This window comes from Azohydromonas lata NBRC 102462 (assembly GCF_001571085.1).
Taxonomy (GTDB): Bacteria; Pseudomonadota; Gammaproteobacteria; order Burkholderiales; family Burkholderiaceae_C; genus Azohydromonas; species Azohydromonas lata.
On record NZ_BCTC01000039.1, the window covers coordinates 24,258 to 46,963 of the forward strand.

23 protein-coding genes and 1 tRNA gene are annotated in these 22,706 nt (G+C 63.8%); 14 read left to right on the top strand and 10 right to left on the bottom strand.

Features of this window, described 5'->3' with window-relative positions; genetic code table 11:
* The first annotated feature begins 11 nt into the window (after window positions 1–11).
* The 6 genes from boxB to ALA01S_RS14935 all read left to right on the top strand — a co-directional run bounded on the left by boxB (window position 12) and on the right by ALA01S_RS14935 (window position 6,210).
* Entirely contained in the window at window positions 12–1,451 is a 1,440-nt protein-coding gene (gene boxB, locus ALA01S_RS14910) for a benzoyl-CoA 2,3-epoxidase subunit BoxB (RefSeq protein WP_066337696.1), read from the top strand.
* An 87-nt stretch (window positions 1,452–1,538) separates the two neighbouring features.
* On the top strand, window positions 1,539–2,783 hold the full coding sequence (gene boxA, locus ALA01S_RS14915; RefSeq protein WP_066337697.1) for a benzoyl-CoA 2,3-epoxidase subunit BoxA: 1,245 nt from the start codon (window positions 1,539–1,541) through the stop codon (window positions 2,781–2,783).
* Window positions 2,784–2,795: 12 nt separating this feature from the next.
* Entirely contained in the window at window positions 2,796–3,575 is a 780-nt protein-coding gene (locus ALA01S_RS14920) for an enoyl-CoA hydratase-related protein (protein ID WP_066337698.1), read from the top strand.
* Entirely contained in the window at window positions 3,572–5,122 is a 1,551-nt protein-coding gene (locus tag ALA01S_RS14925) for a 3-hydroxyacyl-CoA dehydrogenase (RefSeq protein WP_066337742.1), read from the top strand. The genes ALA01S_RS14920 and ALA01S_RS14925 overlap by 4 nt, the downstream gene beginning before the upstream one ends.
* A complete protein-coding gene (locus ALA01S_RS14930) occupies window positions 5,119–5,577 on the top strand; it encodes a MaoC family dehydratase (RefSeq protein ID WP_066337699.1) in 459 nt (152 codons plus the stop codon). Before ALA01S_RS14925 ends, ALA01S_RS14930 begins: the two co-directional genes overlap by 4 nt.
* A gap of 18 nt (window positions 5,578–5,595) precedes the next feature.
* Window positions 5,596–6,210 (top strand): LysE family translocator, encoded by a 615-nt coding sequence (locus tag ALA01S_RS14935; RefSeq protein ID WP_066337700.1) that lies wholly within the window; start codon window positions 5,596–5,598, stop codon window positions 6,208–6,210.
* Between the two features lie 328 nt (window positions 6,211–6,538).
* On the opposite strand, the gene ALA01S_RS14940 is transcribed toward ALA01S_RS14935, so the two are convergent.
* From ALA01S_RS14940 to ALA01S_RS31880, 3 genes are all read right to left on the bottom strand, one after another.
* Window positions 6,539–7,276: an arginyltransferase gene (locus tag ALA01S_RS14940; protein ID WP_066337744.1), complete on the bottom strand. Its 738-nt coding sequence runs from the start codon at window positions 7,274–7,276 to the stop codon at window positions 6,539–6,541.
* 11 nt (window positions 7,277–7,287) lie between these two features.
* Window positions 7,288–8,043: a leucyl/phenylalanyl-tRNA--protein transferase gene (aat, locus tag ALA01S_RS14945; RefSeq protein ID WP_066337745.1), complete on the bottom strand. Its 756-nt coding sequence runs from the start codon at window positions 8,041–8,043 to the stop codon at window positions 7,288–7,290.
* Between the two features lie 150 nt (window positions 8,044–8,193).
* Window positions 8,194–8,436 (bottom strand): cold-shock protein, encoded by a 243-nt coding sequence (locus tag ALA01S_RS31880; RefSeq protein ID WP_084267588.1) that lies wholly within the window; start codon window positions 8,434–8,436, stop codon window positions 8,194–8,196.
* A 193-nt stretch (window positions 8,437–8,629) separates the two neighbouring features.
* Between ALA01S_RS31880 and clpS the strand changes: the two genes are divergently transcribed.
* Window positions 8,630–8,980, top strand: coding sequence for an ATP-dependent Clp protease adapter ClpS (clpS, locus tag ALA01S_RS14950; RefSeq protein ID WP_066337703.1), 351 nt, complete (start codon window positions 8,630–8,632; stop codon window positions 8,978–8,980).
* Window positions 8,977–11,283, top strand: coding sequence for an ATP-dependent Clp protease ATP-binding subunit ClpA (gene clpA, locus ALA01S_RS14955; RefSeq protein ID WP_066337706.1), 2,307 nt, complete (start codon window positions 8,977–8,979; stop codon window positions 11,281–11,283). Before clpS ends, clpA begins: the two co-directional genes overlap by 4 nt.
* A 28-nt stretch (window positions 11,284–11,311) precedes the next feature.
* Here the strand turns inward: clpA and ALA01S_RS31885 are convergent, their stop codons facing one another.
* Genes ALA01S_RS31885 through ALA01S_RS14970 form a run of 4 tightly spaced genes read right to left on the bottom strand, consistent with a single transcriptional unit; the run spans window position 11,312 to window position 13,965 of the window.
* Complete coding sequence (locus tag ALA01S_RS31885; protein WP_307189676.1) at window positions 11,312–12,130, bottom strand: M90 family metallopeptidase; 819 nt, start codon at window positions 12,128–12,130, stop codon at window positions 11,312–11,314.
* Complete coding sequence (locus tag ALA01S_RS31890) at window positions 12,096–12,896, bottom strand: UDP-2,3-diacylglucosamine diphosphatase (protein WP_307189677.1); 801 nt, start codon at window positions 12,894–12,896, stop codon at window positions 12,096–12,098. Before ALA01S_RS31890 ends, ALA01S_RS31885 begins: the two co-directional genes overlap by 35 nt.
* Complete coding sequence (locus ALA01S_RS14965) at window positions 12,893–13,393, bottom strand: peptidylprolyl isomerase (protein ID WP_066337710.1); 501 nt, start codon at window positions 13,391–13,393, stop codon at window positions 12,893–12,895. The genes ALA01S_RS31890 and ALA01S_RS14965 overlap by 4 nt, the downstream gene beginning before the upstream one ends.
* Window positions 13,394–13,395: 2 nt before the next feature.
* Entirely contained in the window at window positions 13,396–13,965 is a 570-nt protein-coding gene (locus ALA01S_RS14970; protein ID WP_066337712.1) for a peptidylprolyl isomerase, read from the bottom strand.
* 128 nt (window positions 13,966–14,093) lie between these two features.
* On the opposite strand from ALA01S_RS14970, the gene cysS reads away from it, so the two are divergent.
* The 6 genes from cysS (at window position 14,094) to ALA01S_RS15000 (ending at window position 19,908) form a co-directional block, all read left to right on the top strand.
* Entirely contained in the window at window positions 14,094–15,473 is a 1,380-nt protein-coding gene (gene cysS / locus ALA01S_RS14975; protein ID WP_066337714.1) for a cysteine--tRNA ligase, read from the top strand.
* Window positions 15,474–16,124 carry a DNA-3-methyladenine glycosylase family protein gene (locus tag ALA01S_RS14980; RefSeq protein WP_066337716.1) on the top strand — a complete coding sequence of 217 codons (651 nt, stop codon included), beginning with the start codon at window positions 15,474–15,476 and terminating at the stop codon, window positions 16,122–16,124.
* 24 nt (window positions 16,125–16,148) lie between these two features.
* Window positions 16,149–17,120, top strand: a complete 972-nt coding sequence (locus ALA01S_RS14985; protein WP_066337718.1) for an acetyl-CoA carboxylase carboxyltransferase subunit alpha — start codon at window positions 16,149–16,151, stop codon at window positions 17,118–17,120.
* Window positions 17,089–18,420 carry a tRNA lysidine(34) synthetase TilS gene (gene tilS, locus ALA01S_RS14990; protein WP_238455811.1) on the top strand — a complete coding sequence of 444 codons (1,332 nt, stop codon included), beginning with the start codon at window positions 17,089–17,091 and terminating at the stop codon, window positions 18,418–18,420. Before ALA01S_RS14985 ends, tilS begins: the two co-directional genes overlap by 32 nt.
* A 60-nt stretch (window positions 18,421–18,480) precedes the next feature.
* The gene (locus ALA01S_RS14995; protein ID WP_066337722.1) at window positions 18,481–19,755 is read left to right on the top strand and encodes an aspartate kinase; all 1,275 of its coding nucleotides are present in this window, start codon (window positions 18,481–18,483) and stop codon (window positions 19,753–19,755) included.
* 60 nt (window positions 19,756–19,815) lie between these two features.
* Window positions 19,816–19,908: transfer RNA gene (locus ALA01S_RS15000), tRNA-Ser, on the top strand.
* A 123-nt stretch (window positions 19,909–20,031) separates the two neighbouring features.
* Here ALA01S_RS15000 and ALA01S_RS15005 read toward each other — a convergent pair.
* From ALA01S_RS15005 to ALA01S_RS15015, 3 genes are all read right to left on the bottom strand, one after another.
* On the bottom strand, window positions 20,032–21,051 hold the full coding sequence (locus ALA01S_RS15005) for a DUF72 domain-containing protein (protein ID WP_218011477.1): 1,020 nt from the start codon (window positions 21,049–21,051) through the stop codon (window positions 20,032–20,034).
* Window positions 21,052–21,234: 183 nt separating this feature from the next.
* Window positions 21,235–21,888, bottom strand: a complete 654-nt coding sequence (locus tag ALA01S_RS15010; RefSeq protein WP_066337724.1) for an ankyrin repeat domain-containing protein — start codon at window positions 21,886–21,888, stop codon at window positions 21,235–21,237.
* Window positions 21,885–22,670, bottom strand: coding sequence for a TatD family hydrolase (locus tag ALA01S_RS15015; protein ID WP_066337725.1), 786 nt, complete (start codon window positions 22,668–22,670; stop codon window positions 21,885–21,887). Before ALA01S_RS15015 ends, ALA01S_RS15010 begins: the two co-directional genes overlap by 4 nt.
* Window positions 22,671–22,706 lie beyond the last annotated feature (36 nt).

Consider the following 22,706-nt stretch of genomic DNA (forward strand, 5'->3'; position numbering starts at 1 on the left):
GAGACACCGCCATGTCCGCCATCAACTACAGCGAGAAGATTCCCAACAACGTCAACCTGTCGGAGGACAAGACGCTGCAGCGCGCGCTCGAACACTGGCAGCCCAACTACCTGCAGTGGTGGAGCGACCTGGGCCCGGACGGCTCGCAGAACTTCGATGTCTACCTGCGCACCGCCGTGAGCGTGGAGCCGCAGGGCTGGGCCCAGTTCGGCCACGTGAAGATGCCCGACTACCGCTGGGGCATCTTCCTGAACCCGAAGGAGGAGGGGCGGCAGGTCAACTTCGGCGAGCACAAGGGCGAGGCCGCGTGGCAGGACGTGCCCGGCGAGCACCGCGCCAACCTGCGCCGCATCATCGTGACGCAAGGCGACACGGAGCCGGCCTCCGTGGAGCAGCAGCGCCACCTGGGCCTGACCGCCCCGTCGCAGTACGACCTGCGCAACCTCTTCCAAGTCAACGTGGAGGAGGGCCGCCACCTGTGGGCCATGGTCTACCTGCTGCACAAGTACTTCGGCCGCGACGGCCGCGAGGAAGCCGACGCCATGCTGGAGCGCCACTCCGGCGACGCGGACAACCCGCGCATCCTGGGCGCGTTCAACGAGAAGACGCCCGACTGGCTGTCCTTCTACATGTTCACGTACTTCACGGACCGGGACGGGAAGTTCCAGCTCTGTGCCCTGGCCGAAAGCGGCTTCGACCCGCTGGCGCGCACCACCAAGTTCATGCTGACCGAGGAGGCACACCACATGTTCGTGGGCGAATCCGGCGTGTCGCGCGTGATCGCGCGCACCTGCGAGGTCATGAACCAGCTCAAGACCGATGATCCCGCAAAGATCCGCGCCGCCGGCGTCATCGACCTGCCCACCATCCAGCGCTACCTGAACTTCCACTTCAGCGTGACGATAGACCTCTTCGGCGCCGACGAGTCCAGCAACGCGGCCATCTTCTACAACTCCGGCCTGAAGGGCCGCTTCGAGGAGACCAAGCGCGAGGACGACCACCGCCTGCACGGCCGCACCTACAAGGTGTTGGGCGTGGAAAAGGCCGGCAGCGGCGGCCAGCTGGTGGAGCGCGAGGTGCCCCTGCTCAACGCGCTCAACGAGGTGCTGCGCGACGACTACATCAAGGACTCCATAGGCGGCGTGAACCGCTGGAACAAGGTCATCGAGAAGGCCGGCATCCCGTTCCGCCTGGTGGCGCCGCACAAGGCGTTCAACCGCAGGATAGGCACGCTGGCCGGCGCCAACGTCACGCCGCAGGGGCAGGTGGTGAGTACCGAGGAATGGGCCGCGCGCCACGACGACTGGCTGCCCAGCGCCGAGGACCGCGCCTTCGTCGCCTCGCTCATGGGCCGCGTGGTGGATGCGGGCAAGTTCGCCAACTGGATCGCGCCGCCGGTCATGGGCATCAACCGCCAGCCCATCGATTTCGATTACGTGCGCTTCAACTGACGCTGAAACGCCCGCCCGCGAGGGAAGCTTCAAGGCCCCTGGCCGCCCGTCGCCCAGGGGCCTTGCTTTCCGTACCGAGGAGACAACATGAACGCCGCCTTGCCCGCCGTGTCGCCTGCCGTGCTCAAGCAGCACCTGATAGACCCCGAGATCTGCATCCGCTGCAACACCTGCGAGGAAACCTGCCCGGTGGATGCCATCACCCATGACGGCACCAACTACGTCGTGGACGCGGGCAAGTGCAACCTCTGCATGGCCTGCGTGCCGCCTTGCCCGACCGGGGCGATAGACAACTGGCGCACCGTGCTGCGGCAGGAGGCCTATTCCATCGAGGAGCAGTTCACCTGGGACGAGCTGCCCGCGGAAAAGGCGCTGGGCCTGAACCTGGAAACGGCGGCCGAGTCGGCCGGCCCGCAGGTGCTGGCGCAGGAGAGCCTGCTGGCGGACGCAGTCAACGGCTCGCAGGTGCCGCCGTGGTCGGCCTCGCATCCCTACGTCAACCTCTATGGGCACAAGAACCCGGTGACGGCCACCGTGGCCGGCAACTACCGGGTGACGGAGGCGGGCACCGACAGCGACACGCACCACATCGTCCTGGACTTCGGCAACCTGCCGTTTCCGGTGCTGGAAGGGCAGTCGCTGGGCATCCTGCCGCCGGGCGTGGACGAGAGCGGGCGGGCGCACCATGCGCGCCAGTACTCCATCGCCAGCCCGCGCGACGGCGAGCGCCCCGGCTACAACAACGTCTCGCTCACCGTGAAGCGCGTGACCGTGGACCACCAGGGCCGTCCGGTGCGCGGCGTGGCGTCCAACTACCTGTGCGACCTCAGGAAGGGTGACCCGGTGCAGGTCATAGGCCCCTTCGGCGCCAGCTTCCTCATGCCCAACCACGCGGGCAGCCATCTGGTGATGATCTGCACCGGCACGGGCAGCGCCCCCATGCGCGCCATGACCGAGCGCCGCCGTCGCCGCCGCGGCCAGGGCGAGAGCGGCAAGCTCATGCTGTTCTTCGGCGCGCGCACGCAGCAGGAGTTGCCGTACTTCGGCCCGCTCATGAACCTGCCCAAGGATTTCATGGACATCAACTTCGCCTTCTCGCGCACGCCTGGGCAGCCGCGACGCTACGTACAGGATGCAATGCGCGAGCGCGCGGCCGATTTGGCCGTGTTGTTGAAGGACCCCAATACCTGTTTCTATGTCTGCGGCCTCAAGGGCATGGAGGCCGGCGTGCTGGAAGTGCTGCGCGACGTGGCTGTCCAATACGACCTCGACTGGCCGGCCCTGCACCAGCAACTCAAGCGGGAGGGCCGCTTGCACCTGGAGACTTACTGAGGAGAGCTGCCCATGAGCATCGTGGTCGAACGTGGCGCCGTGGCCCGCGTGCGCATGAACCGCCCGGAGGTGTTCAACGCCTTCGACGAGGCCATGATCGCCGCCCTGCACGAGGCCTTCACATCGCTGTCCGGGGACGCGTCGGTGCGCGTGATCGTGCTGGAGGGGAGTGGTAAAGCCTTCAGCGCGGGGGCGGACTTGCAGTGGATGCAGCGGGCGAGCACGGCCTCGCAGGAGTGGAACCTGCAGGACGCGCGCCGCTTTGCCGACATGCTGGCCGCGATCCACCATGGCCCCAAGCCGACCATTGCCCGCGTGCAGGGCGTCGCGTTGGGCGGAGGCGTTGGGCTGGCGGCGGCGTGCGACATCGCGATCGCCACCGAGGATGCGAAGTTCTCGGTGAGCGAGGCGAGGTTCGGCATCCTGCCGGCCGTCATTGGTCCTTACGTCGTCAACGCCGTGGGCAAGCGCCAGGCGCTGCGGCTGGCGCTGACCACCAGCCGCATCGCGGCGCAGGAGGCGCTGGACATCGGCCTGGTGCACAAGGTCGTGCCGCTGGACGCCCTGGACTCGGCCGTGGACGCCGTGGCGGCGGACCTGCTGGTGGGCGGGCCGCAGGCACAACAGGAAATCAAGCAACTGTTTGCGCAGTTGCAGGTCGGCCCCATCACCGAGGAAGTGCGGCTGCTGACGGCGGAGACGATTTCGCGCGTGCGTTCCACGCCGGAAGCGCGCGAGGGCTTTGAAGCCTTCCTGGCCAAGCGGCCGGCGTCGTGGGTGCCCAAGGCATGACGCTCAAGCCGCTGCAAGGCGCGCCGCTGCTGGTGGTGGGCGCGGGGATCATGGGCGCCGGCATTGCGCAGGTGGCGGCGCAGGCGGGCCATGCGGTGATGCTGTTCGACCTGCGCGAGGGCGCCGCGGCCCAGGCCAAGGCCCAGCTCGCCGGGAGCCTGGACGCGCTGGCGGCCAAGGGCAAGCTCTCGGCGCAAGACGTGGCCGGGACGCTGGAGCGCATCGAGCCCATTCCAAGCCTGGACGCGGCCGCTTCCGTGCGCTTGGTGGTCGAGGCCGTGGTGGAAAAGCTGGACGTGAAGCGCTCGCTGTTGCGTCAGCTGGAAGGCATCGTGGGCGGGGACTGCGTGCTGGCGACCAACACCTCGTCCATCTCCGTGACGGCCATCGCCAACGGGCTGCGGCAGCCCGGGCGGCTGGTGGGCATGCACTTCTTCAACCCCGTGCCGCTGATGAGATTGGTGGAAGTGGTGTCGGGGCTGCGGACCGATGCGGCGGTGGCGCAGGCCGTGCACAGCCTGGCCGGCTCCTGGGGCAAGGTGGCGGTGCATGCGCGCTCCACACCGGGATTCATCGTCAACCGCATTGCCCGGCCTTACTACGCCGAGACGCTGGCGCTGCTGCAGGAGCGCTCGGCCGAACCGGCGCTGCTGGACGCCTGCCTGCGCGCGGCGGGTTTTCGCATGGGGCCGTGCGAGCTGATGGACCTCATCGGCCACGACACCAACTTCGCGGTGACGCAATCGGTGTTTGAAGCCAACTTCTTCGACAAGCGTTTTGCGCCGTCGCTGGTGCAGCGCGAGCTGGTCGATGGCGGGCTGCTTGGGCGCAAGTCGGGGCGCGGTTTCTACGACCACGCGCCTGGCGCCGTGAAGCCGTCGGTGCCGGCCTTCGAGCCGATGGAGCTGCCGGCGGCGACCCTCCTGAGCGTGCACGGCCAAGGCGCGGTGGCGCGGCGGCTGAGCGACACCCTCGCGGCGGCGGGGCGCGGCTTCGAGCCGGTGCCGGACAGCGACTGGGTGGGCCTGGAAATCGACGGCGCGCAATTGCGCTTGACCGACGGGCGTGCCGCCTCGCAGGTGGGCGCGGGCGAGGTGGCGGAAGTGGTGGTGTTCGACTTGCCGCTGTCGCGCGACGGCGGTGCGGCGCTGTCGTGGGCGCCGGCTGTGCAGGCCGGCGCTGCCTGGGTTGAAGCGGCGCCGCGTTGGCTGCGGGCGCTGGGCTTCAATGCGCAGCGCATGGCCGATGCGCCGGGGCTGGTGGTGGCGCGCACCGTCGCCATGTTGATCAACGAAGCGGCGGACGCCGTGCACCAGGGCGTGTGCGACGAAGCCGGTGCCGACGCTGCGATGAAGCTGGGCGTGAACTATCCGCAAGGTCCCTTCGAATGGCTGCACGGGTGGGGGGCGGCACCGGTGGCCGCGCTGCTGGATGCGCTGGACGCGCACTACCGCGGCGAGCGTTACCGCGTCAGCCCGGGGTTGAGGATGCGGGCCTGGCAGCGCGGGATGGTGGAGAGCCAGGACTGCAAGGGGGATGTCGTTTGAAGTTCGCTGATTTCCATGCCGGGCAGCGCATCAGCGCCGGGCCGGCCGCGCTCACTGAACGCGAGATCGTCGAGTTCGCCTCGGCTTGGGACCCGCAGTGGTTCCATACCGATCCGGCCGCCGCGGACCGCGGGCCGTTCAAGGGCCTGATTGCCAGTGGCTGGCAGACCTGCGGGCTGACCATGCGGCTGGCTTGCGAGGCGGTGCTGCAGGGTTCGGAGAGCTACGCGTCGCCGGGCATCGCCTACATCAAGTGGCCCAACCCGGTGCGCCCTGGCGAGCCCATGCGCCTGGAGGCCACGGTACTGGAAGTGCGGCGCTCACAGAGCAAGCCGCATTTGGGCCTGTTGCGCTGGCGCTGGGAGTTGCTGCATGAGGACGGGCGTCAGGCGCTGGAATTGGAAGCCACCAGTCTGTTCGATCTGTCGTCCACGGCCACCGCGGGCCAGTCGTAGCTCTATAGACTGCACCGAATGAGTGCAGATGAATTCCTGGCCTTGCTGACGCTGGCCACGGCCATGAGCTTTACGCCGGGTCCGAACACCACCTTGTCCACGGCGCTGGCCGTCAATTTCGGCTTGAAGCGGGCGCTGGTATTCGTTGCCGCGGTGCCCGTGGGCTGGACCTTGCTGATGCTGGGTTGTGGTCTGGGCGTGGGCGCTTTGCTGGTGGCGATGCCTGCCGCGCGTGCAGCGGTCAAGTTGGCTGGAATTGCCTACCTGCTGTGGCTGGCGTGGAAGCTGTCGCAGTCCGCGACTTTGAGTCAGGCCGATGAGCGACGTCTGAACGTCGGCTTTTGGCAGGGAGTAGGGCTGCAGTTCCTCAATATCAAGGCGTGGATGCTGGCCCTGGCGCTGGCCGGCGGCTGGGTGAGCAGCGCAGGCGGCCAGCCGGCGAACAACCCGGGGCAGCGTTTGCTCATCGTGTGCGCCGTCATGGTCGTGTTTGCCTGGAGCAGCAACTTCAGCTATGCGCTGGTGGGCTCCGTGTTGCGCCGCTGGCTGGCGCGGGGTAGACGACTGCTGTGGTTCAACCGCGCCATGGCGCTGGTTCTGGTGCTGACGGCGGGGTGGATGGTCAGAGCGTGAGCATCGGTCCACAAGAGGTGCGGGCCGAGGCTTGCTCGCAGAAGGTGGTAGGGCAGGCGTTATTCGCGGCTTGCACTTGATGGCATTCATGACTCCAGAAAGCAACATACGAGAAATATGCGTTGCTTGACTAGTTACTGAGCCGCGGAGAGTAGAAATTGAGATGCCATAGAGCGGCATTCACATTGAAAAACTAAATATTGCTGTGCCACATACAAGTGAATAACACCAAAAAAGCCTCCAAGCATAATTCTATTTATTGCCACAAGCTCCCCAGGAAAGGGCCAAGCCAACGGTTTGCCCAACTTGGATACTGCTGGCAAAAAAATCAATCCTTACAAACAGTCCAGTGCCCATCTACCAATAACTCATGCGGCCGGAAGTGGGCCTTGTAAGCCATTTTGTTACTGCTGCTGATCCAATAGCCCAAATACAGATACGGAAGTTGGAGCAGCCGCGTTTGCTCGATTTGCCAAAGGATGTTGTAGGTACCGTAGCTGGCGGCATCATCCGGATCGTAGAAGGTGTAGACGGCTGACAGGCCGTCACTGAGCACATCCAGGATGGAGACCATCTTCAGCGCTCCCAGACCGGATTCGCTGGGCGCCCGGAACTCCACGAGGCGAGAGTTGACGCGGCTTTGAAGAAGGAATTGGGTGTATTGGTCCACGCTGTCGTGGTCCATGCCGCCGCCGCTGTGCCGCCCGGATTGGTAGCGCAGATAGAGCTGGTAGTGCTCAGGCAGAAAGCACAGTCTCAAAACCCTGGCCACCAGTCCTTGGTGCGACTTCCAGGCCCGGCGCTGGCTGCGGGAGGGTTTGAAATGTTCCACGGGCACACGCAGCGGAACGCAGGCACGGCAGCCGTCGCAGTAGGGACGGTAGGTAAACAGACCGCTGCGTCGAAACCCTCTTGCCACCAGCTCGGAGTAAGCGTCCGCATGGATGAGATGGCTGGGCGTGGCCACTTGCGAGCGGGCCATCCGCCCCGAGAGGTAGCTGCAGGGGTAGGGCGCAGTGGCATAGAACTGCAGCGATGCCAGAGGAAGTTCTTTGGGAGCGGTCACGCGCAAGGTCCTCAAAGCTTGGGACGCAGGCCCAGCTGCATCCACATCGAATCATCATAGGTCCAGCTTTGCACCGGTTCGGCATCCACGGTGCTCGCCAAGTGGCGAAGAAAGTCGGCGCGTGAGACTTCTCTGGCACCCAGCGAGGCGAGATGCGATGTGTTCTGTTGGCAATCGATAAGCCCGATACCGTGTGCTCGGCAAAAGCAGACCAGGGCAGCCAAGGCGATCTTGGAGGCGTCGGTACGCCGCGAGAACATGGACTCACCGAAAAACATGCGGCCCAAGCTCACGCCGTAGAGCCCGCCGACCAGTTCGCCGTCCATCCAGGTCTCGAAGCTGTGGACCGCACCGGCTGCGTGCCAGTTGCAATAGGCGCGCTGCATGTCGGCCACGATCCAGGTGCCATCCTGGTCCTCACGTGGGACATTGGAGCAGGCATGGATGACACGAGGGAAAACGCGATCCACGTGCACCTCACAGCCTGGCGTGGTGATGAAGCGCTGCAGCGTTTTGCGCAGCGAGCGGTGAAGCTTGAATTCGGCCGTCGGTAACACCATGCGCGGGTCAGGCGACCACCACAACACAGGTTGTCCATCGGAATACCAGGGAAAGGTTCCCTGCCGGTACGCCTCAGTCAAACGCTGCGGAGTAAGTCGGCCACCTGCAGCTAACAGTCCGGGAGCTTGCGTTTCGGGGCCAAGCGCCTCTGCGGGATGCGGCAGAGGGGAGTGATCGTCATCCAGCCAGGGTAGTGCCCATTTCATGCACGCAATGATGTGGGCTGCCAAGGTCAAATGAAAAGTTCCTGCTTTCTCCGCGCAGTTCAGCAAGCACGCTTGGGCTCGACTGCGGAAGAAAACAGGAACTTTGTCCTGCTGTTCACGCCGGTGTCGTGGCGCGAACGTTCAGTGCTTTTATCTGACGTTCTGCTCGCCAGCAGTAGAGCCGGAAGCATCGATGGCGCGAATGTTTTGCGCCAGCTCGCCCTTAGGGCCTTTGACGATCTCGAAGCTGACACGGCTGCCTTGCTTCAGCGTTCGGAATCCTTCCATCTGAATGGCTGAGAAGTGAGCAAACACATCTGCTCCTCCATCTGCGGGTTGAATGAAGCCGAAGCCCTTGGCGTCGTTGAACCATTTGACAGTACCGATAGCCATCTCTGCGCCCCTCCAGGTCTTATTGCTGCAGTGCAACAGATTCTCTTGGTCTGTTCCAGGGCATGTCAATGAGCAGTGTCAGCTTTTTCGTACAAATAGATACATACCATGACCTCGGAGGTCTTGCGGCCTCCGCGTGCAGCGCAATATCCGCAGCACATGCCACCGCAAATCAAGCCGATAGAATGGCCCCATGCCCTCGGAACCCCCCAAGCCCCCTTCGCGAGCGCCGTTCACGCCGGGACGAGACGATGGTGCTGTCGTTGCAGAGCGCAAGACAGCACGCATACGGCCACCGCGCATGTACCAGGTTGTCTTGCTCAATGACGACTACACGCCGATGGAGTTTGTGGTGATGGTGTTGCAGGAGTACTTCAAGCGAGACTTGGAGACGGCAACGCACATCATGTTGAAGATTCATCACGAAGGTCGAGGCGTCTGCGGTGTCTACACCAAGGACGTAGCGGCTACCAAGGTTGAACTCGTACTGGCAGCGGCACGCCGCTCGGGACATCCGCTGCAGTGCATTATGGAGGCCGCATGATCGCGCAAGAGTTGGAAGTCAGCCTGCACATGGCGTTCGTTGAAGCGCGCCAGCAGCGGCATGAATTCATCACCGTCGAGCACCTTCTCATGGCGCTGCTCGACAATCCATCCGCAGCAGAGGTTCTTCGCGCTTGCGCGGCGAACATCGATGATCTCCGCAAGAGCCTTTCGGGCTTTATCAAGGAGAACACGCCAACGGTGGGCGGTACCGACGAGGTGGACACGCAACCCACGCTGGGTTTTCAGCGCGTGATCCAGCGCGCCATCATGCACGTGCAAAGCACTGGCAGTGGCAAGAAGGAAGTCACTGGTGCCAACGTGCTCGTGGCGATCTTTGGCGAAAAGGATTCTCACGCGGTTTACTACCTGCACCAGCAAGGTGTGACGCGGTTGGACGTCGTTAATTTCATTGCGCACGGCATCAAGAAATCCGACCCGCCCGAGCCGACGAAGTCCAACGACAGCAGCAGTAGCAACGAAGGTGAGAAGGAGGAAGGCGGCGAAGGCAAGGGCTCTCCGCTTGACCAGTTCACCCAGAACCTCAACACGCTGGCAACGGCCGGAAAAATCGACCCGCTTATCGGCCGTGAAGGCGAAGTCGAACGTGTGATTCAGGTTTTATGCCGCCGCCGGAAAAATAACCCGCTGCTCGTAGGTGAGGCAGGCGTTGGTAAAACCGCCATTGCTGAAGGTTTGGCTTGGCGTATTACTCAAGGCGATGTGCCGGAAGTTCTTTCTGGATCGACCGTCTACGCTCTAGATATGGGTGCTCTGCTGGCCGGCACTAAGTACCGCGGAGACTTTGAGCAACGTCTGAAGGGTGTCCTCAAGCAGCTCAAGGACCAACCGCACGCCATTTTGTTCATCGATGAGATTCACACGCTCATCGGTGCCGGGGCAGCATCCGGTGGAACGCTGGATGCGAGCAACCTCCTCAAGCCAGCTCTGAGCTCGGGCGCCATGAAATGCATTGGCGCCACGACGTTCAGCGAATACCGTGGGATTTTTGAAAAAGACGCGGCGCTGTCTCGGCGATTCCAGAAGGTGGACGTGGTTGAGCCGTCGGTCGAACAGACTGTTGAAATTCTCAAGGGTCTGAAATCCCGTTTTGAAGAACACCACAGCGTCAAATACGCCATTGGTGCCTTGCAGGCGGCAGCTGAGTTGTCCGCAAAATACATCAATGACCGTCACCTGCCTGACAAGGCTATAGACGTTATTGATGAAGCCGGTGCTGCTCAACGCATCCTGCCTAAGAGCAAGCAAAAGAAGACGATCACTCGCGCCGAGGTTGAGGAGATCGTTTCCAAGATTGCGCGCATTCCGCCAGCATCTGTTTCCAGCGACGATCGCTCAAAGCTTAAGACGCTTGACCGCGATTTGAAGAGCGTGGTGTTTGGTCAAGACCCCGCCATTGATGCACTGGCGGCGGCGATCAAAATGGCGCGCTCCGGTTTGGGTAAGCCTGACAAGCCCATTGGTTCCTTCTTGTTCAGCGGTCCGACGGGCGTTGGTAAAACGGAAGTGGCCAAGCAGCTGGCATTTATCCTTGGCATTGAGCTGATCCGCTTCGATATGTCCGAGTACATGGAGCGCCACGCGGTGAGCCGTCTCATTGGTGCGCCTCCAGGTTACGTTGGTTTTGATCAAGGCGGTTTGCTGACCGAGGCTGTCACCAAGAAACCGCATGCGGTGCTGCTGCTCGATGAGATCGAAAAAGCGCACCCTGACGTTTTCAACGTGCTGCTGCAAGTCATGGATCACGGCACGCTGACGGACAACAACGGACGCAAGGCTGATTTCCGCAACGTCATCATCATCATGACGACCAACGCGGGCGCCGAGACGATGAACAAGTCCACTATTGGATTCACGACGCGGCGCGAGAGTGGTGACGAAATGGGCGATATCAAGCGCCTGTTCACACCGGAATTCCGCAACCGTCTGGATTCCATCGTGAGCTTCCGTGCGTTGGACGAAGAAATCATCCTGCGTGTGGTGGATAAATTCCTGCTGCAGTTGGAAAGCCAGTTGTCCGAGAAGAAAGTGGAGGTCACGTTCACGGACGCGTTACGCAAGCAACTTGCCAAAAAGGGCTTCGATCCGCTCATGGGTGCCCGTCCCATGCAGCGCCTGATCCAAGACACCATACGCCGCGCGCTGGCCGACGAGTTGTTGTTCGGTCGACTGGTCGACGGCGGCCGTCTGACGGTGGATCTCGACGACAAGGAAGAAGTCCTGCTGCAGATCGAGCCGCGCAAGAGCGACCGTCCGCGCGCAGAGCCGGCCACCACGTCCTGATGGCGTGGTGGCCACGGGTCCAGTAGATTTATTCCGCTGGATCCTGTAAATAGTACGAAGCCAACAGTCGGTACATATCCGGCTGTTGGCTTTTTAGTTTTTCCGGTGTGACGAAAAACGCCTCGGTCGCGACAGCAAAGAATTCTTCAGGGCCTTCGCAGCCATACGGATCAATAGCTGTATCCAGCCCCTGATCGACCCAACGGCAAAACTTTTCGAATTCCGGCTCAAAAACATCATGCCATGCGCGTTGGGCATTGGAATCGGGCAGCAAAGGCATTCCATCCGCCAAGCCGTCGCGCATGTCTAATACATGCGCGAATTCGTGAATGACGACGTTATAAGCAGGGCCGTCGCACGCTTGTCCCGCACTGCTGTAAATATCGTTCCAGCTCAGCATGACGGGGCCGCCATTTACAGCCTCGCCCGCGAGTATTTCGTCGTAGGCGTGCACCACGCCGACGTCGTCAGGCCGTTCTCGTGGCGCCACCACGGAATCTGCATGCATCACGATGCCCACGAAATTGTCGTAATGACTCAGGCCAAGTTTGAGTATGGGCAGGCAGGCCTGCGCAGCCACGGCCACGACGATATCGTTGCGCAATTCAAACCCGTTCACACCGTGAAATTCCTTGATGTCCAGAAACAAGCTGGACATGCGGCGCAGGTTATTCAGCTCAACGTCATCAAGCCGCTGAAAGAATTGAAAACGTCGTAGTGTCAAATCCCAGACTGCATCCGGAATCTGCCGCCGCTGCAGGGCGTGTTCCTCACGACGTTGCCGAAGAGCCTGACGCAGCTTGGTAAACATCTCATGCAGGCAAATCGAGTCGAACGAAACCTTCACGTTGAAGGCTGAGAACTTGTGCCCGCAGTGGCCCCAAACCGTCTAGCTCCCAATCCGTCAGCACATACCGCCAAATACCGGGAGCCATTTCCTCGCTGCCGGGCCGGTGAGTATGGCCATGCACCAGTGCACTGCACTGAACATGGGTCAACCATTCAAGCGCGGTTTGAGTATCAACGTCTACCCAACTCTCCGGCATGCGCTGGTGTTTTCGGCTGGCATCACGCATGGCTGCGGCAATGGCACACCGTTGCTGCAGGGGTTTGGCGAGAAAATCCGATTGCCATTCTGGGTTTCGTACCAGAGAACGGAATCTCAGATATTCAACATCGCCGAGGCAAAGCAAATCGCCATGCGACAGCATGATGCGCTGTCCAAATGCGGAGATGACCGTCGGATCATTCAGAAAATGAATGCCGCAAAAATCAGATTGGTTTGATCCAAACAGAAAATCACGGTTGCCGGCCATGAAACCCAACCACCGCGTCTGAGCTGCTTCTCGCAAGATGCTTAGGGCGTCGGCTGCAAAACCTGGCTGAGCGGCCACGTCGTCACCAATCCAGGCCTCGAAAAGATCGCCCAGAATGAACAAGGCTTGCGCTGGAGTTTGTCTGACAAAATCAGCCCAAACCTGAAAGGTCCGGGGTCGCGTCGAATCCAGGTGCAAATCACTGATGAAATCGATGCGATCCCATTCAGCGGGTGCTGCCAGAAACTGAAAGGGCGGCAGCGTCCCGCTTGCCGCCCCTGATGGCGAAGTAATCAGGCGACCTCGACCACGCTCTGGATCACGACGTCTTCCTTGGGCACGTCGCCATGGCCGCCACGGTTACCGGTGGCCACGCCTTCAATGGCATCCACCACTTCCGTACCCGATACGACCTTGCCAAACACGGCATAGCCCCAGCCGTCCTGAGAGCGGTCCTTGTCCAGAAAGCTGTTGCTCTTGGTGTTGATGAAAAACTGCGCCGTGGCCGAGTGCGGCGCCATGGTGCGGGCCATGGCGAGGGTGTACTTCTCGTTGCGCAGGCCGTTGGCGCTCTCGTTGTTGATGGGCGCGCCGGTGGGCTTTTGCTTCATGCCAGGTTCAAAACCGCCGCCCTGAATCATGAAACCCTTGATGACGCGGTGGAACACGGTGCCGTCGTAGTGGCCGGCACGCACGTAATTCAGAAAGTTTTCCACGCTCGCGGGTGCCTTGGCGTCGTCCAGCTCGATGCGGATCACGCCGGCACTGGTGGTCATTTCAACGGTCTTGGTCATAGTCACTTCTCTACGGTTGCTTTGTTGATCAGCACCGGCTGCAGCGGTACGTCTTGGTGCGGGCCTTTGTTGCCGGTGGGCACTTGACGAATCTTGTCCACGACATCCATGCCCGCCACCACCTTGCCGAAGACAGCGTAGCCGTTGCCGTCACGGGCATTGGGCTGGTCCAGGAAGGTGTTGTCCACGACATTGATGAAGAACTGTGCCGTGGCCGAGTCGGCCACCATGGTACGCGCCATGGCGACGCTGCCTCGTACATTGGACAAGCCGTTGCGGCTTTCCAGCGGGATGGGCGCGCGGGTGGCCTTTTCCTTCAGGTCCGGCTGCATGCCGCCGCTCTGGACCATGAAATCCTTGATGACGCGGTGGAACACGGTGCCGTCGTAGTGGCCCGCGCGCACGTACTGCAGGAAGTTGTCCACCGTCTTGGGCGCCTTCTCCGGCGCCAGCTCGATGACGACGTCGCCCATCGAGGTCTGCAACTTGACCTTTTGAGCCCAGGCGGCTGGGGTGGCTGCGCATAGGGCAGAGGCCAGGGTGAAGGCGGCAAGAGCGGCGAGTCGCGTCATAGGTGAGGGCGTCCTTGGCTATACTGCCCCGATTCTACTGAAGCCCCCGGCGCCCCTTTCCCGGCCGGCGCCTGCTGGGCGGGCCGTGCCTGGAACGTTCTCCGGCGCCTGCTGTCGCCCTCCCGTCGATGACCCTTCGCATCTTCAATACGCTCACCCGCCAGGTCGAGCCCTTCACGCCCATTGAGCCTTCACGCGTGCGCATGTACGTGTGCGGCATGACGATTTACGACCTTTGCCACGTTGGGCATGCACGCATGATGATGGCGTTCGACGTCGTGAGCCGCTGGCTGCGCGCCAGCGGGTATGACGTGGTCTACGTTCGCAACATCACCGACATCGACGACAAGATCATCCGCCGCGCGCTGGAACGCGGCATCTCCATCCGGCAGTTGACGGACGAGATGATTGTGGCCATGCACGAGGACGTGGGCGCCATTGGCATTGAGCCGCCGACACATGAGCCCCGCGCCACCGAGTACGTGCCGCAGATGCTCAGCATGATTCAGCGCCTGGAGGACAAGGGGCTGGCCTACCGCGCCGCTGGTGGCGACGTCAACTTCGCCGTGCGCAAGTTCCCCGGCTACGGAAAGCTCTCCGGCAAATCGCTGGACGAGCTGCGTGCCGGCGAGCGCGTGGCGGTACTCGAAGGCAAGGAGGATCCGCTGGACTTCGTGCTGTGGAAAGCCGCCAAGGCCGAGGAGCCGGCGGACGCCAAGTACGCCAGTGATTTCGGCCCTGGACGTCCGGGTTGGCACATCGAGTGCTCTGCCATGAGTTGCGCGCTGTTGGGCGAGCACTTCGACATCCACGGCGGCGGCATGGACCTGCAGTTCCCTCACCACGAGAACGAAATCGCGCAAAGCGAAGGCGCCACGGGGCAGACTTTCGTCAACGTGTGGATGCACAACGGCTTCCTCAACGTCGACAACGAGAAGATGTCCAAGTCGCTGGGCAACTTCTTCACCATCCGCGATGTCCTCAAGAGCTTCGACGGCGAGACGGTGCGCTTCTTCATGCTGCGCACCCACTACCGCAGCCCGTTCAACTTCAGCGACGCCAACCTGGAAGACGCCCGCGGCGCGCTGCGCCGCCTCTATACGGCGCTCTCCAGCTTGGAGGACGTACCGGCGCTTGCTGCCATCGACTGGAACCAGCCGCAGGCTGCGGCCTTCCGGGCCGCGATGGACGAAGACTTCAACACGCCCGGCGCCGTGGCCGTGCTGTTCGAGCTGGCCGGCGAGGTCAACCGCAGCCGCAGCGTGGAAGCCGCCGCGCTGCTCAAGGCGTTGGGCGCCATCCTGGGGCTGCTGCAGCAGTCGCCGCGCGCCTTCCTGCAAGGCGGCAGCGGCCTGGACGATGCCGAAATCCAGCGGCTGATCGAGCAACGCGCGGCTGCCAAAAAGGCACGTGACTTCGCCGCGGCCGACGCCATCCGCCGCGAGTTGGCCGAGCGCGGCATCGTGCTGCAGGACTCGCCGCAGGGCACGACCTGGGTGAAGGCCTGAATGGTGCGTCCGGCCGCCGCGGTCACGCCTGCCTATTGGGACGAGGCGTGCAAACACCTCGCCAAACGCGACCGGGTGATGCGCAAGCTCATTCCGCAGTTCGGCGAAGCCCGGCTGCAGTGCCGGGGCGATGCTTTCACCACGCTGGCGCGCTCCATCGTCGGCCAGCAAATCTCGGTACGCGCCGCGCAAGCGGTGTGGGAGCGCTTTGCGGCGCTGGCCGGCGGGCGCTCGAATAAACTTCAGCCCGCTGCCGTGCTGGCCCTGGAAGTGCCTGCCATGCGCGAAGCGGGTTTGTCAGCGCGCAAGGTGGAATACCTTCGCGACCTGGCCACGCACTTTTCCGACGGTACGGTTCACGTACGTCAATGGCAGCAGATGGACGATGAGGCCATCATCGAGGAACTCGTCGCCGTGCGCGGCATCGGCCGCTGGACGGCGGAGATGTTCCTGATCTTTCACCTCATGCGCCCAAACGTGCTGCCGCTGGACGACGTTGGGCTGTTGCGCGGCATCAGCCTCAACTATTTCAGCGGCGAGCCGGTCTCACGAGCCGAGGCCCGTGAAGTCGGCGATGCTTGGTCTCCGTACCGGTCGGTGGCCACGTGGTACCTGTGGCGCAGCCTGGATCCGGTTCCCGTCGAGTACTGAGAGTCGGCCAGGGTAGGAATTCTTATGAGCAAAAAACACTTCCTCGAATTCGAACAGTCCGTTGCCGAGCTGGAAGGCAAGATCGAGGAGCTGCGCTACGTGCAGACCGAGTCGGCCGTGGACATTTCCGAGGAAATCGAGCGGCTGCAGAAGAAGAGCCTGCAGCTCACCAAGGACATCTACGCCAACCTCACGCCGTGGCAGGTCACGCAGATCGCCCGCCACCCGCAGCGCCCGTACACGCTGGACTACATCGGCGAGACCTTCACCGACTTTCAGGAGCTGCACGGCGATCGGCACTATGCGGATGACCAGTCCATCGTCGGTGGCCTGGCGCGCTTCAACGGCCAGGCCTGCATGGTGCTGGGCCACCAGAAGGGCCGCGACACCAAGGAGCGCGCCGCGCGCAACTTCGGCATGAGCCGCCCCGAGGGTTACCGCAAGGCCCTGCGGCTGATGAAGCTGGCCGAGAAGTTCGGCCTGCCAGTGTTCACCTTCGTGGACACGCCGGGTGCGTACCCCGGCATCGGCGCCGAGGAGCGTGGCCAGTCGGAAGCCATAGGCCGCAACATCTACGAGATGGCGCAACTGGAAGTGCCCATCATCACCACCATCATCGGCGAGGGTGGCTCCGGTGGTGCGCTGGCCATCAGCGTCGCGGACCAGGTGCTGATGCTGCAGTTCTCCGTCTACTCCGTGATTTCGCCGGAAGGATGCGCTTCCATTCTGTGGAAGACGGCCGAGCGCGCCTCCGACGCCGCCGAAGCGCTGGGCATTACCGCGCACCGGCTCAAGGCCCTGGGTCTAATCGACAAGATCGTGAGCGAGCCCGTGGGTGGCGCACACCGCGACACGCGCCACATGGCCGCCACGCTCAAGCGCGCGCTCAACGATGCGCTGCGCCAAGTGGTGGACCTCAAGCCGCGCGAACTGCTGCAGCGCCGCTATGAGCGGCTGCAGTCCTATGGCCGCTTCACCGACACCACCGAACGCTGACAGTCCCTGCGTCGCCGTCGCCACCAGCGGCGGCCGCGACTCCACCGCGCTGCTCCACGCCACTGCCCACGCCGCACAGGTGCAGGGACTGCGCGTCGTGGCGCTGCACGTGCACCATGGCCTGCAAACCGTAGCGGACGCCTGGGTTGAGAACCTGCAGGCCCAGTGCCGGGAATGGGCTTCGCAAGGCCTGCCGGTGGAGTTGCGCTGGTGCCGGCTAGAAGGCCGTCCCGCACGGGGTGAAAGCGTGGAAGCCTGGGCACGCAACGGCCGCTACGCGGCCTTGGCCCGCATGGCCGGCGAGGCCGGCGCTCACATCGTCCTGCTGGCGCACCATCGCCGCGACCAGGCCGAGACTTTCGTGTTGCAGGCCCTGCGCGGCGGCGGCGCCGCCGGGCTGGCGTCCATGCCGCGCGAGGCGTGGCGTGATGGCATTTGCTGGGTGCGCCCGTGGCTGCAGTTGTCCCGCGAGGCCATCGAGGCCTACGTGGATGCGCACGGCCTGGTGTTCGTTGAAGACCCCAGCAACGAAGACCACGGTTTTGCGCGCAACCGCTTGCGCCACCAAGTGATGCCGGCACTCAGCGCAGCCTTCCCTGAAGCCGAGCAATCGCTGGCTGCGGCGGCGCGCCAGGCGCAGCAGGCGCGCGAATGCTTGGCCGCGCTGGCGGACATTGACCTGCAGCGGGCGGTCCAGGACGACAAGTTGCGCATTGGCGATGTCACGGCCTTGCCGCCGGCCCGCCAGGTGAACCTGCTGCGGCACTGGCTGTGGCAGCGCTGCGGGCGCGGCGCGAGCGAAACCCTGTTGCAGCGTCTGGTGCGGGAACTGCCCGGCGAGCCGCCGGCGTCCTGGCCCGCGGGCGAACATGTGCTGCACCGCTACCGCGGGCTGCTGAGATGTGAAGCGGCCGGGCAGGGGACGGAGATGGCGGCGGATGCTTCGCCTTGTGCCGTTTCGCTGCCGGAGCCGGGCCGGTACCGGCTCGAAGGGTGGCCCGGCTGGCTGGAAGTCACGCCGGTATCCGGGCGTGGTGTGAGTCCACGGCAACTGCAGAACTGCCTGGCGCAGCCCCGGCAGGGCGGCGAGCAATTTCAATTGAAGCCTCGCGGCATTCCCCGCAGCCTGAAGAAGCAATACCAGGCCGAAGGCGTGCCGGCGTGGCGGCGCAGCGGGCCCTTGCTGTGGTTGGGCAGCGACTTGTTGTTTGTCCCGGGTTTGGGCATCGATGCGCGGCAATGGGCGCCCAACGGGGAAGTGCAGTGGGCACTGGAATGGGTGGCTGACGGGGCCGGCTAGAATCGCGGGTTCGCGGGCCGATGGTGCCTCGCGGCAAACACCGGGCCTGTTTCAAACACCATGGCATTGATCGTTCACAAGTACGGCGGTACGTCGATGGGCTCCACGGAGCGCATCCGCAACGTCGCCAAGCGCGTCGCCAAATGGGCGCGTGCCGGCCACCAGATGGTGGTCGTCCCCTCCGCAATGAGCGGCGAAACCAACCGCCTGCTTGGGCTGGCCAAGGAGCTTTCGCCCAAACAGACTTCCTCGGCGCTGCTGCGCGAGCTCGACATGATTGCCGCCACGGGCGAGCAGGTGTCGGTGGGTCTGCTGGCCATCGCGCTGCAGGCCGAAGGCATGGAGGCCATCAGCTACACCGGTTGGCAAGTGCCGGTGCAGACCGATTCGGCCTACACCAAGGCGCGCATCCAGAGCATCGACGACGCCCGCGTGCGCGCCGACCTCGAAGCCGGCCGCGTGGTGATCATCACCGGTTTCCAGGGCATCGACTCCGACGGCCACATCACGACGCTGGGCCGTGGCGGCTCGGACACCTCGGCGGTGGCCGTGGCGGCGGCGATGAAGGCCCACGAGTGCCTGATCTACACGGACGTCGACGGCGTCTACACCACCGACCCGCGCATCGTGGCCGAGGCCCGGCGCCTGTCCACCATCAGCTTCGAAGAGATGCTGGAGATGGCCAGCCTGGGCTCCAAGGTGCTGCAGATCCGCTCGGTGGAGTTCGCGGGCAAGTACCGCGTACCGCTGCGCGTGCTCTCCAGCTTCACGCCCTGGGATATTGATATCGAAGAGGAAGCCAGCTCCGGCACCCTGATCACCTTCGAGGAAGACGAAAAGATGGAACAAGCCGTTGTCTCCGGCATCGCGTTCAACCGCGATGAGGCCAAGATCACCGTCATGGGCGTGCCCGACAAGCCCGGCATCGCTTACCAGATTCTGGGCGCCGTGGCCGAGGCCAACATCGACGTCGACGTGATCATCCAGAACGTGTCGCACGACGGGAAGACCGACTTCTCCTTCACCGTGCACCGCAACGACTACCAGCGCACCATCGACCTGCTGCAAAACCAGGTCGCGCCGTCCACCGGTGCCACGCAAGTCCTGGGCGACACCAAGATCTGCAAGGTGAGCATTGTCGGCATCGGCATGCGCAGCCACGCCGGCGTGGCCAGCAAGATGTTCCGCGCCCTGAGCGACGAGGGCATCAACATCCAGATGATCACCACCAGCGAGATCAAGACCAGCGTCGTGATCGACGAGAAGTACATGGAGTTGGCCGTGCGCGCGCTGCACCGCGCCTTCGAGCTGGATCAGGAACCGGTTGCGGCCTGATAAAAATGCGCAGGGGGCTTGCGAAAGCTGAAAAGACCCTGCTAGAATCTGAGCTTCGCTGGAGTCGTGACCGAGTGGCCGAAGGTGCTCCCCTGCTAAGGGAGTATGCGGGCAAAACCTGCATCGAGGGTTCGAATCCCTCCGACTCCGCCAAAACAGCATGAGACCGAAGGTTCCGTAAGGGCCTTCGGTCTTTTTGCTTTTGGGCGAGGTTTTCTGAGTCCGCAGCCTACTGGGACTGGGTTCTATGGGGACTGGGTTCTATGTGCCGGTTTCTCAGGCTGGCAGCGCGGCCAGTGCGCGCGCCAGCTCCAGCACGGAGCAGGGCGCACAGCCCTCAGCCTTGTTGTTCACGGTCACGTAGACGCTGTGGCCGGCGGACAAGGTGCCGGCCATCACTTTCACCAGCCCTTGGCGAGTGGGCAAATCCGGTGCGACGAGCTTGTCGAAGGGCGCCCAACGATCCTTGGCGCCGGCATAGCTTTGGCCGAGCTGCAGGTTCCAACGGCAGACCAAGTCGCCAGGCCATGTGGCGCGCAGCATGGGCAGTTGCCGGTCTATGACGGGCATGCGGTCGTGCAGGCCCACGCAGTAGCGCACGCCAAAGGCTTTCAGGTGAGCCGCCAGCCAGGGCTGCAGCAGTTCGGGGTCGCGCAACTCCAGCGCCAAGCGGCTGTCCGCGGGCAGTTCCGGCAGCAAGGCCTGCCACAAGCGCTCCAGTTGCTGCTCCAGCCGCAACGGGTCGTGCAACCAAGCCGGCGGCAAAGGAGAGAGCTGGAACACGAGCACGCCCAGCTTGTCGCCCAGGCCTTGGACGGCCGGACGCAGGCATTGCTCCAGCGCCAGGCCCGGATCCAGGAAATTGGGATTGCTGCGCTCGGCACGGCCGCCGCCGTCACGCTGCACGGCGTCGCTGACCAGCGCCGCCGCCTTGACCACGAAGCGGAAGTGAGCCGGCACCTGCGCGCCCAGCGCCGCGTAGCCGGCGGCGTCCAGCGGCCGGTAGAAGGCGCGGTCCAGGCTCACCGTGCGCAGCAATGGATGCGCGGCGTAGGCCGGCAGACCTTCGCGCGACAGCCGTGCTTCCGGATACGCCTGCGCCCACACCAGGCCGGCCCAGCCGGTGAAATTCCAAGAAGAAGTCCCCAAGTGCAGCCGTCCTTGCCAGCGCTCGTTGAGCGCGTGCGCCAACTCCAGCCATTCGGACGAGGGCAGGGCCGGCAGCACCGCAGTCTTCTCGACTGCGGGCACGTCATCGAACAACAGTGATTGCAGCGATGCCTCTGATTGCTTCATGTGCCAAGCGTAGCGGGCCAAGAGTGTTGCTAAAGCGTGGGCAGGAAAGAGACCCGGAGTACTGCGGAGAGGACCGGAGCGTGGAAAGCAAGCAGGCTTCATCCCGCGGTGAATGCGTTATTTAACATAATACGCATTGCCGTGGTTTTATGTGTGGAGCCGTAGAGGCCCCTGCACCGGCTGTCAACGGCGCATCGCGGCGCTCAACTCGTCGGCCAGGCCGTCCCGTCCCGCCGACTTGGCGAAATCCGCAGCACTCATGCCGCGCTTGTTGAGCAGCTTGGCATCCGCGCCGCGGCGCAGCAGCAGCCGCGCGGCATCGATGGCGCCGTAGCCCGCGGCCATCATCAGCGGCGTGCTGCCGTTCGGACTCAGCGCGTCCACGGGCGCTGCGGCCTTGAGCATCACTTCCACCGGCTCCACCTCCGGACTGGAGGCGGCGTAGTGAATCGGCGCCCAACCCTCGCGGTGCACCTGTGCGCCGCGCTGGATGAGGCGCTGCATCCATTCCACATGGCCGCGCAGCGCGGCCATCATCAGCGGCGTCTCGTTGGCGGCGTTGACGGCTTCCAGGTCCAACTGCGGATGTGCCCACAGCGCCGCGGCGGCCTTGAGCGAGTCTTCCTTGAATGCCAAGGTCAGCGCCGGCTGGCCGCGCTCGTCGCGGGAGTTCGGATCGAAGCCACGCTTGAGCAGCGCCGTGACGGTGAGCCCGTCGTCGCGCTCGACCGCCTTGAAGAAATCCTCGTAGCTGCCGGCCCAAGCCAGGCGGCCACTCGAAAGGCACGCCGCCGCGATGCCGGCCATCGCCCGGCGCCGGATCAACCCCGGCTTCATGCGGCTGCCGCGACCTTGAACAGCCGCTCGAAATTGGTACTGGTGGCGCGGCCGATGTCCTCGGCGCTGCAGCCCTTGAGCTCGGCCAGTTGCGCCGCGACGTGCGGCACGTAGGCCGGCTGGTTGACCTTGCCGCGGTACGGCACGGGGGCCAGATACGGGCTGTCGGTTTCGATCAGCAGCCGGTCCATGGGCACGAATCTGGCGACCTCGCGCAAATCCGCCGCATTGCGGAACGTGAGGATGCCGGAGAAGGAAATGTGAAAGCCCAGGTCCAGGGCGGCGCGGGCCACGGCCTCGGTTTCCGTGAAGCAGTGGAAAACGCCGCCGGCCTGCTCGCCGCCCTCCTCGCGCAGGATGGCCAGCGTGTCCTCGCTGGAGCTGCGCGTGTGGATGATCAGCGGTTTATCTGTGGCGCGCGCCGCCCGGATGTGCACGCGAAAGCGCTCGCGCTGCCACTCCATGTCGGCCATGGAGCGGCCATTGAGCCGGTAGTAGTCCAGCCCGGTTTCGCCTATGCCCACCACGCGCGGGCGTGCGGCCAGCTCGCAGAGGTAGCCCTCGGTGGGCTCCATCACGTCCTCGTTGTCGGGGTGCACGCCGACGCTGGCCCAGAAGTTGTCGTGTGCGAGCGCCAGGCCGTGCACGGCCTCGAACTCTTCCAGCGTGGTGCAGATGCACAGCGCGCGGTCCACGTCCGCGGCGGCCATGGCGGCGCGAATCTCGTCCAGCCGCGCATGCAGCTCGGGAAAACTCAGGTGGCAGTGGGAATCGACGTACATCGCAATCAAACCAATCAAGCGCCGCGGCCGGGTCGG

Excerpts from the sequence above, each read along its gene's own strand:
- boxB (WP_066337696.1), top strand. The coding sequence starts at position 12 with ATGTCCGCCATCAACTACAGCGAGAAGATTCCCAACAACGTCAACCTG.
- boxA (WP_066337697.1), top strand. The coding sequence starts at position 1,539 with ATGAACGCCGCCTTGCCCGCCGTGTCGCCTGCCGTGCTCAAGCAGCAC.
- ALA01S_RS14920 (WP_066337698.1), top strand. The coding sequence starts at position 2,796 with ATGAGCATCGTGGTCGAACGTGGCGCCGTGGCCCGCGTGCGCATGAAC.
- ALA01S_RS14925 (WP_066337742.1), top strand. The coding sequence starts at position 3,572 with ATGACGCTCAAGCCGCTGCAAGGCGCGCCGCTGCTGGTGGTGGGCGCG.
- ALA01S_RS14935 (WP_066337700.1), top strand. The coding sequence starts at position 5,596 with ATGAGTGCAGATGAATTCCTGGCCTTGCTGACGCTGGCCACGGCCATG.
- aat (WP_066337745.1), bottom strand. The coding sequence starts at position 8,043 with ATGAAATGGGCACTACCCTGGCTGGATGACGATCACTCCCCTCTGCCG.
- ALA01S_RS31880 (WP_084267588.1), bottom strand. The coding sequence starts at position 8,436 with ATGGCTATCGGTACTGTCAAATGGTTCAACGACGCCAAGGGCTTCGGC.
- clpS (WP_066337703.1), top strand. The coding sequence starts at position 8,630 with ATGCCCTCGGAACCCCCCAAGCCCCCTTCGCGAGCGCCGTTCACGCCG.
- clpA (WP_066337706.1), top strand. The coding sequence starts at position 8,977 with ATGATCGCGCAAGAGTTGGAAGTCAGCCTGCACATGGCGTTCGTTGAA.
- ALA01S_RS14965 (WP_066337710.1), bottom strand. The coding sequence starts at position 13,393 with ATGACCAAGACCGTTGAAATGACCACCAGTGCCGGCGTGATCCGCATC.
- ALA01S_RS14970 (WP_066337712.1), bottom strand. The coding sequence starts at position 13,965 with ATGACGCGACTCGCCGCTCTTGCCGCCTTCACCCTGGCCTCTGCCCTA.
- cysS (WP_066337714.1), top strand. The coding sequence starts at position 14,094 with ATGACCCTTCGCATCTTCAATACGCTCACCCGCCAGGTCGAGCCCTTC.
- ALA01S_RS14980 (WP_066337716.1), top strand. The coding sequence starts at position 15,474 with ATGGTGCGTCCGGCCGCCGCGGTCACGCCTGCCTATTGGGACGAGGCG.
- ALA01S_RS14985 (WP_066337718.1), top strand. The coding sequence starts at position 16,149 with ATGAGCAAAAAACACTTCCTCGAATTCGAACAGTCCGTTGCCGAGCTG.
- tilS (WP_238455811.1), top strand. The coding sequence starts at position 17,089 with ATGGCCGCTTCACCGACACCACCGAACGCTGACAGTCCCTGCGTCGCC.
- ALA01S_RS14995 (WP_066337722.1), top strand. The coding sequence starts at position 18,481 with ATGGCATTGATCGTTCACAAGTACGGCGGTACGTCGATGGGCTCCACG.
- ALA01S_RS15005 (WP_218011477.1), bottom strand. The coding sequence starts at position 21,051 with ATGAAGCAATCAGAGGCATCGCTGCAATCACTGTTGTTCGATGACGTG.
- ALA01S_RS15010 (WP_066337724.1), bottom strand. The coding sequence starts at position 21,888 with ATGAAGCCGGGGTTGATCCGGCGCCGGGCGATGGCCGGCATCGCGGCG.
- ALA01S_RS15015 (WP_066337725.1), bottom strand. The coding sequence starts at position 22,670 with ATGTACGTCGATTCCCACTGCCACCTGAGTTTTCCCGAGCTGCATGCG.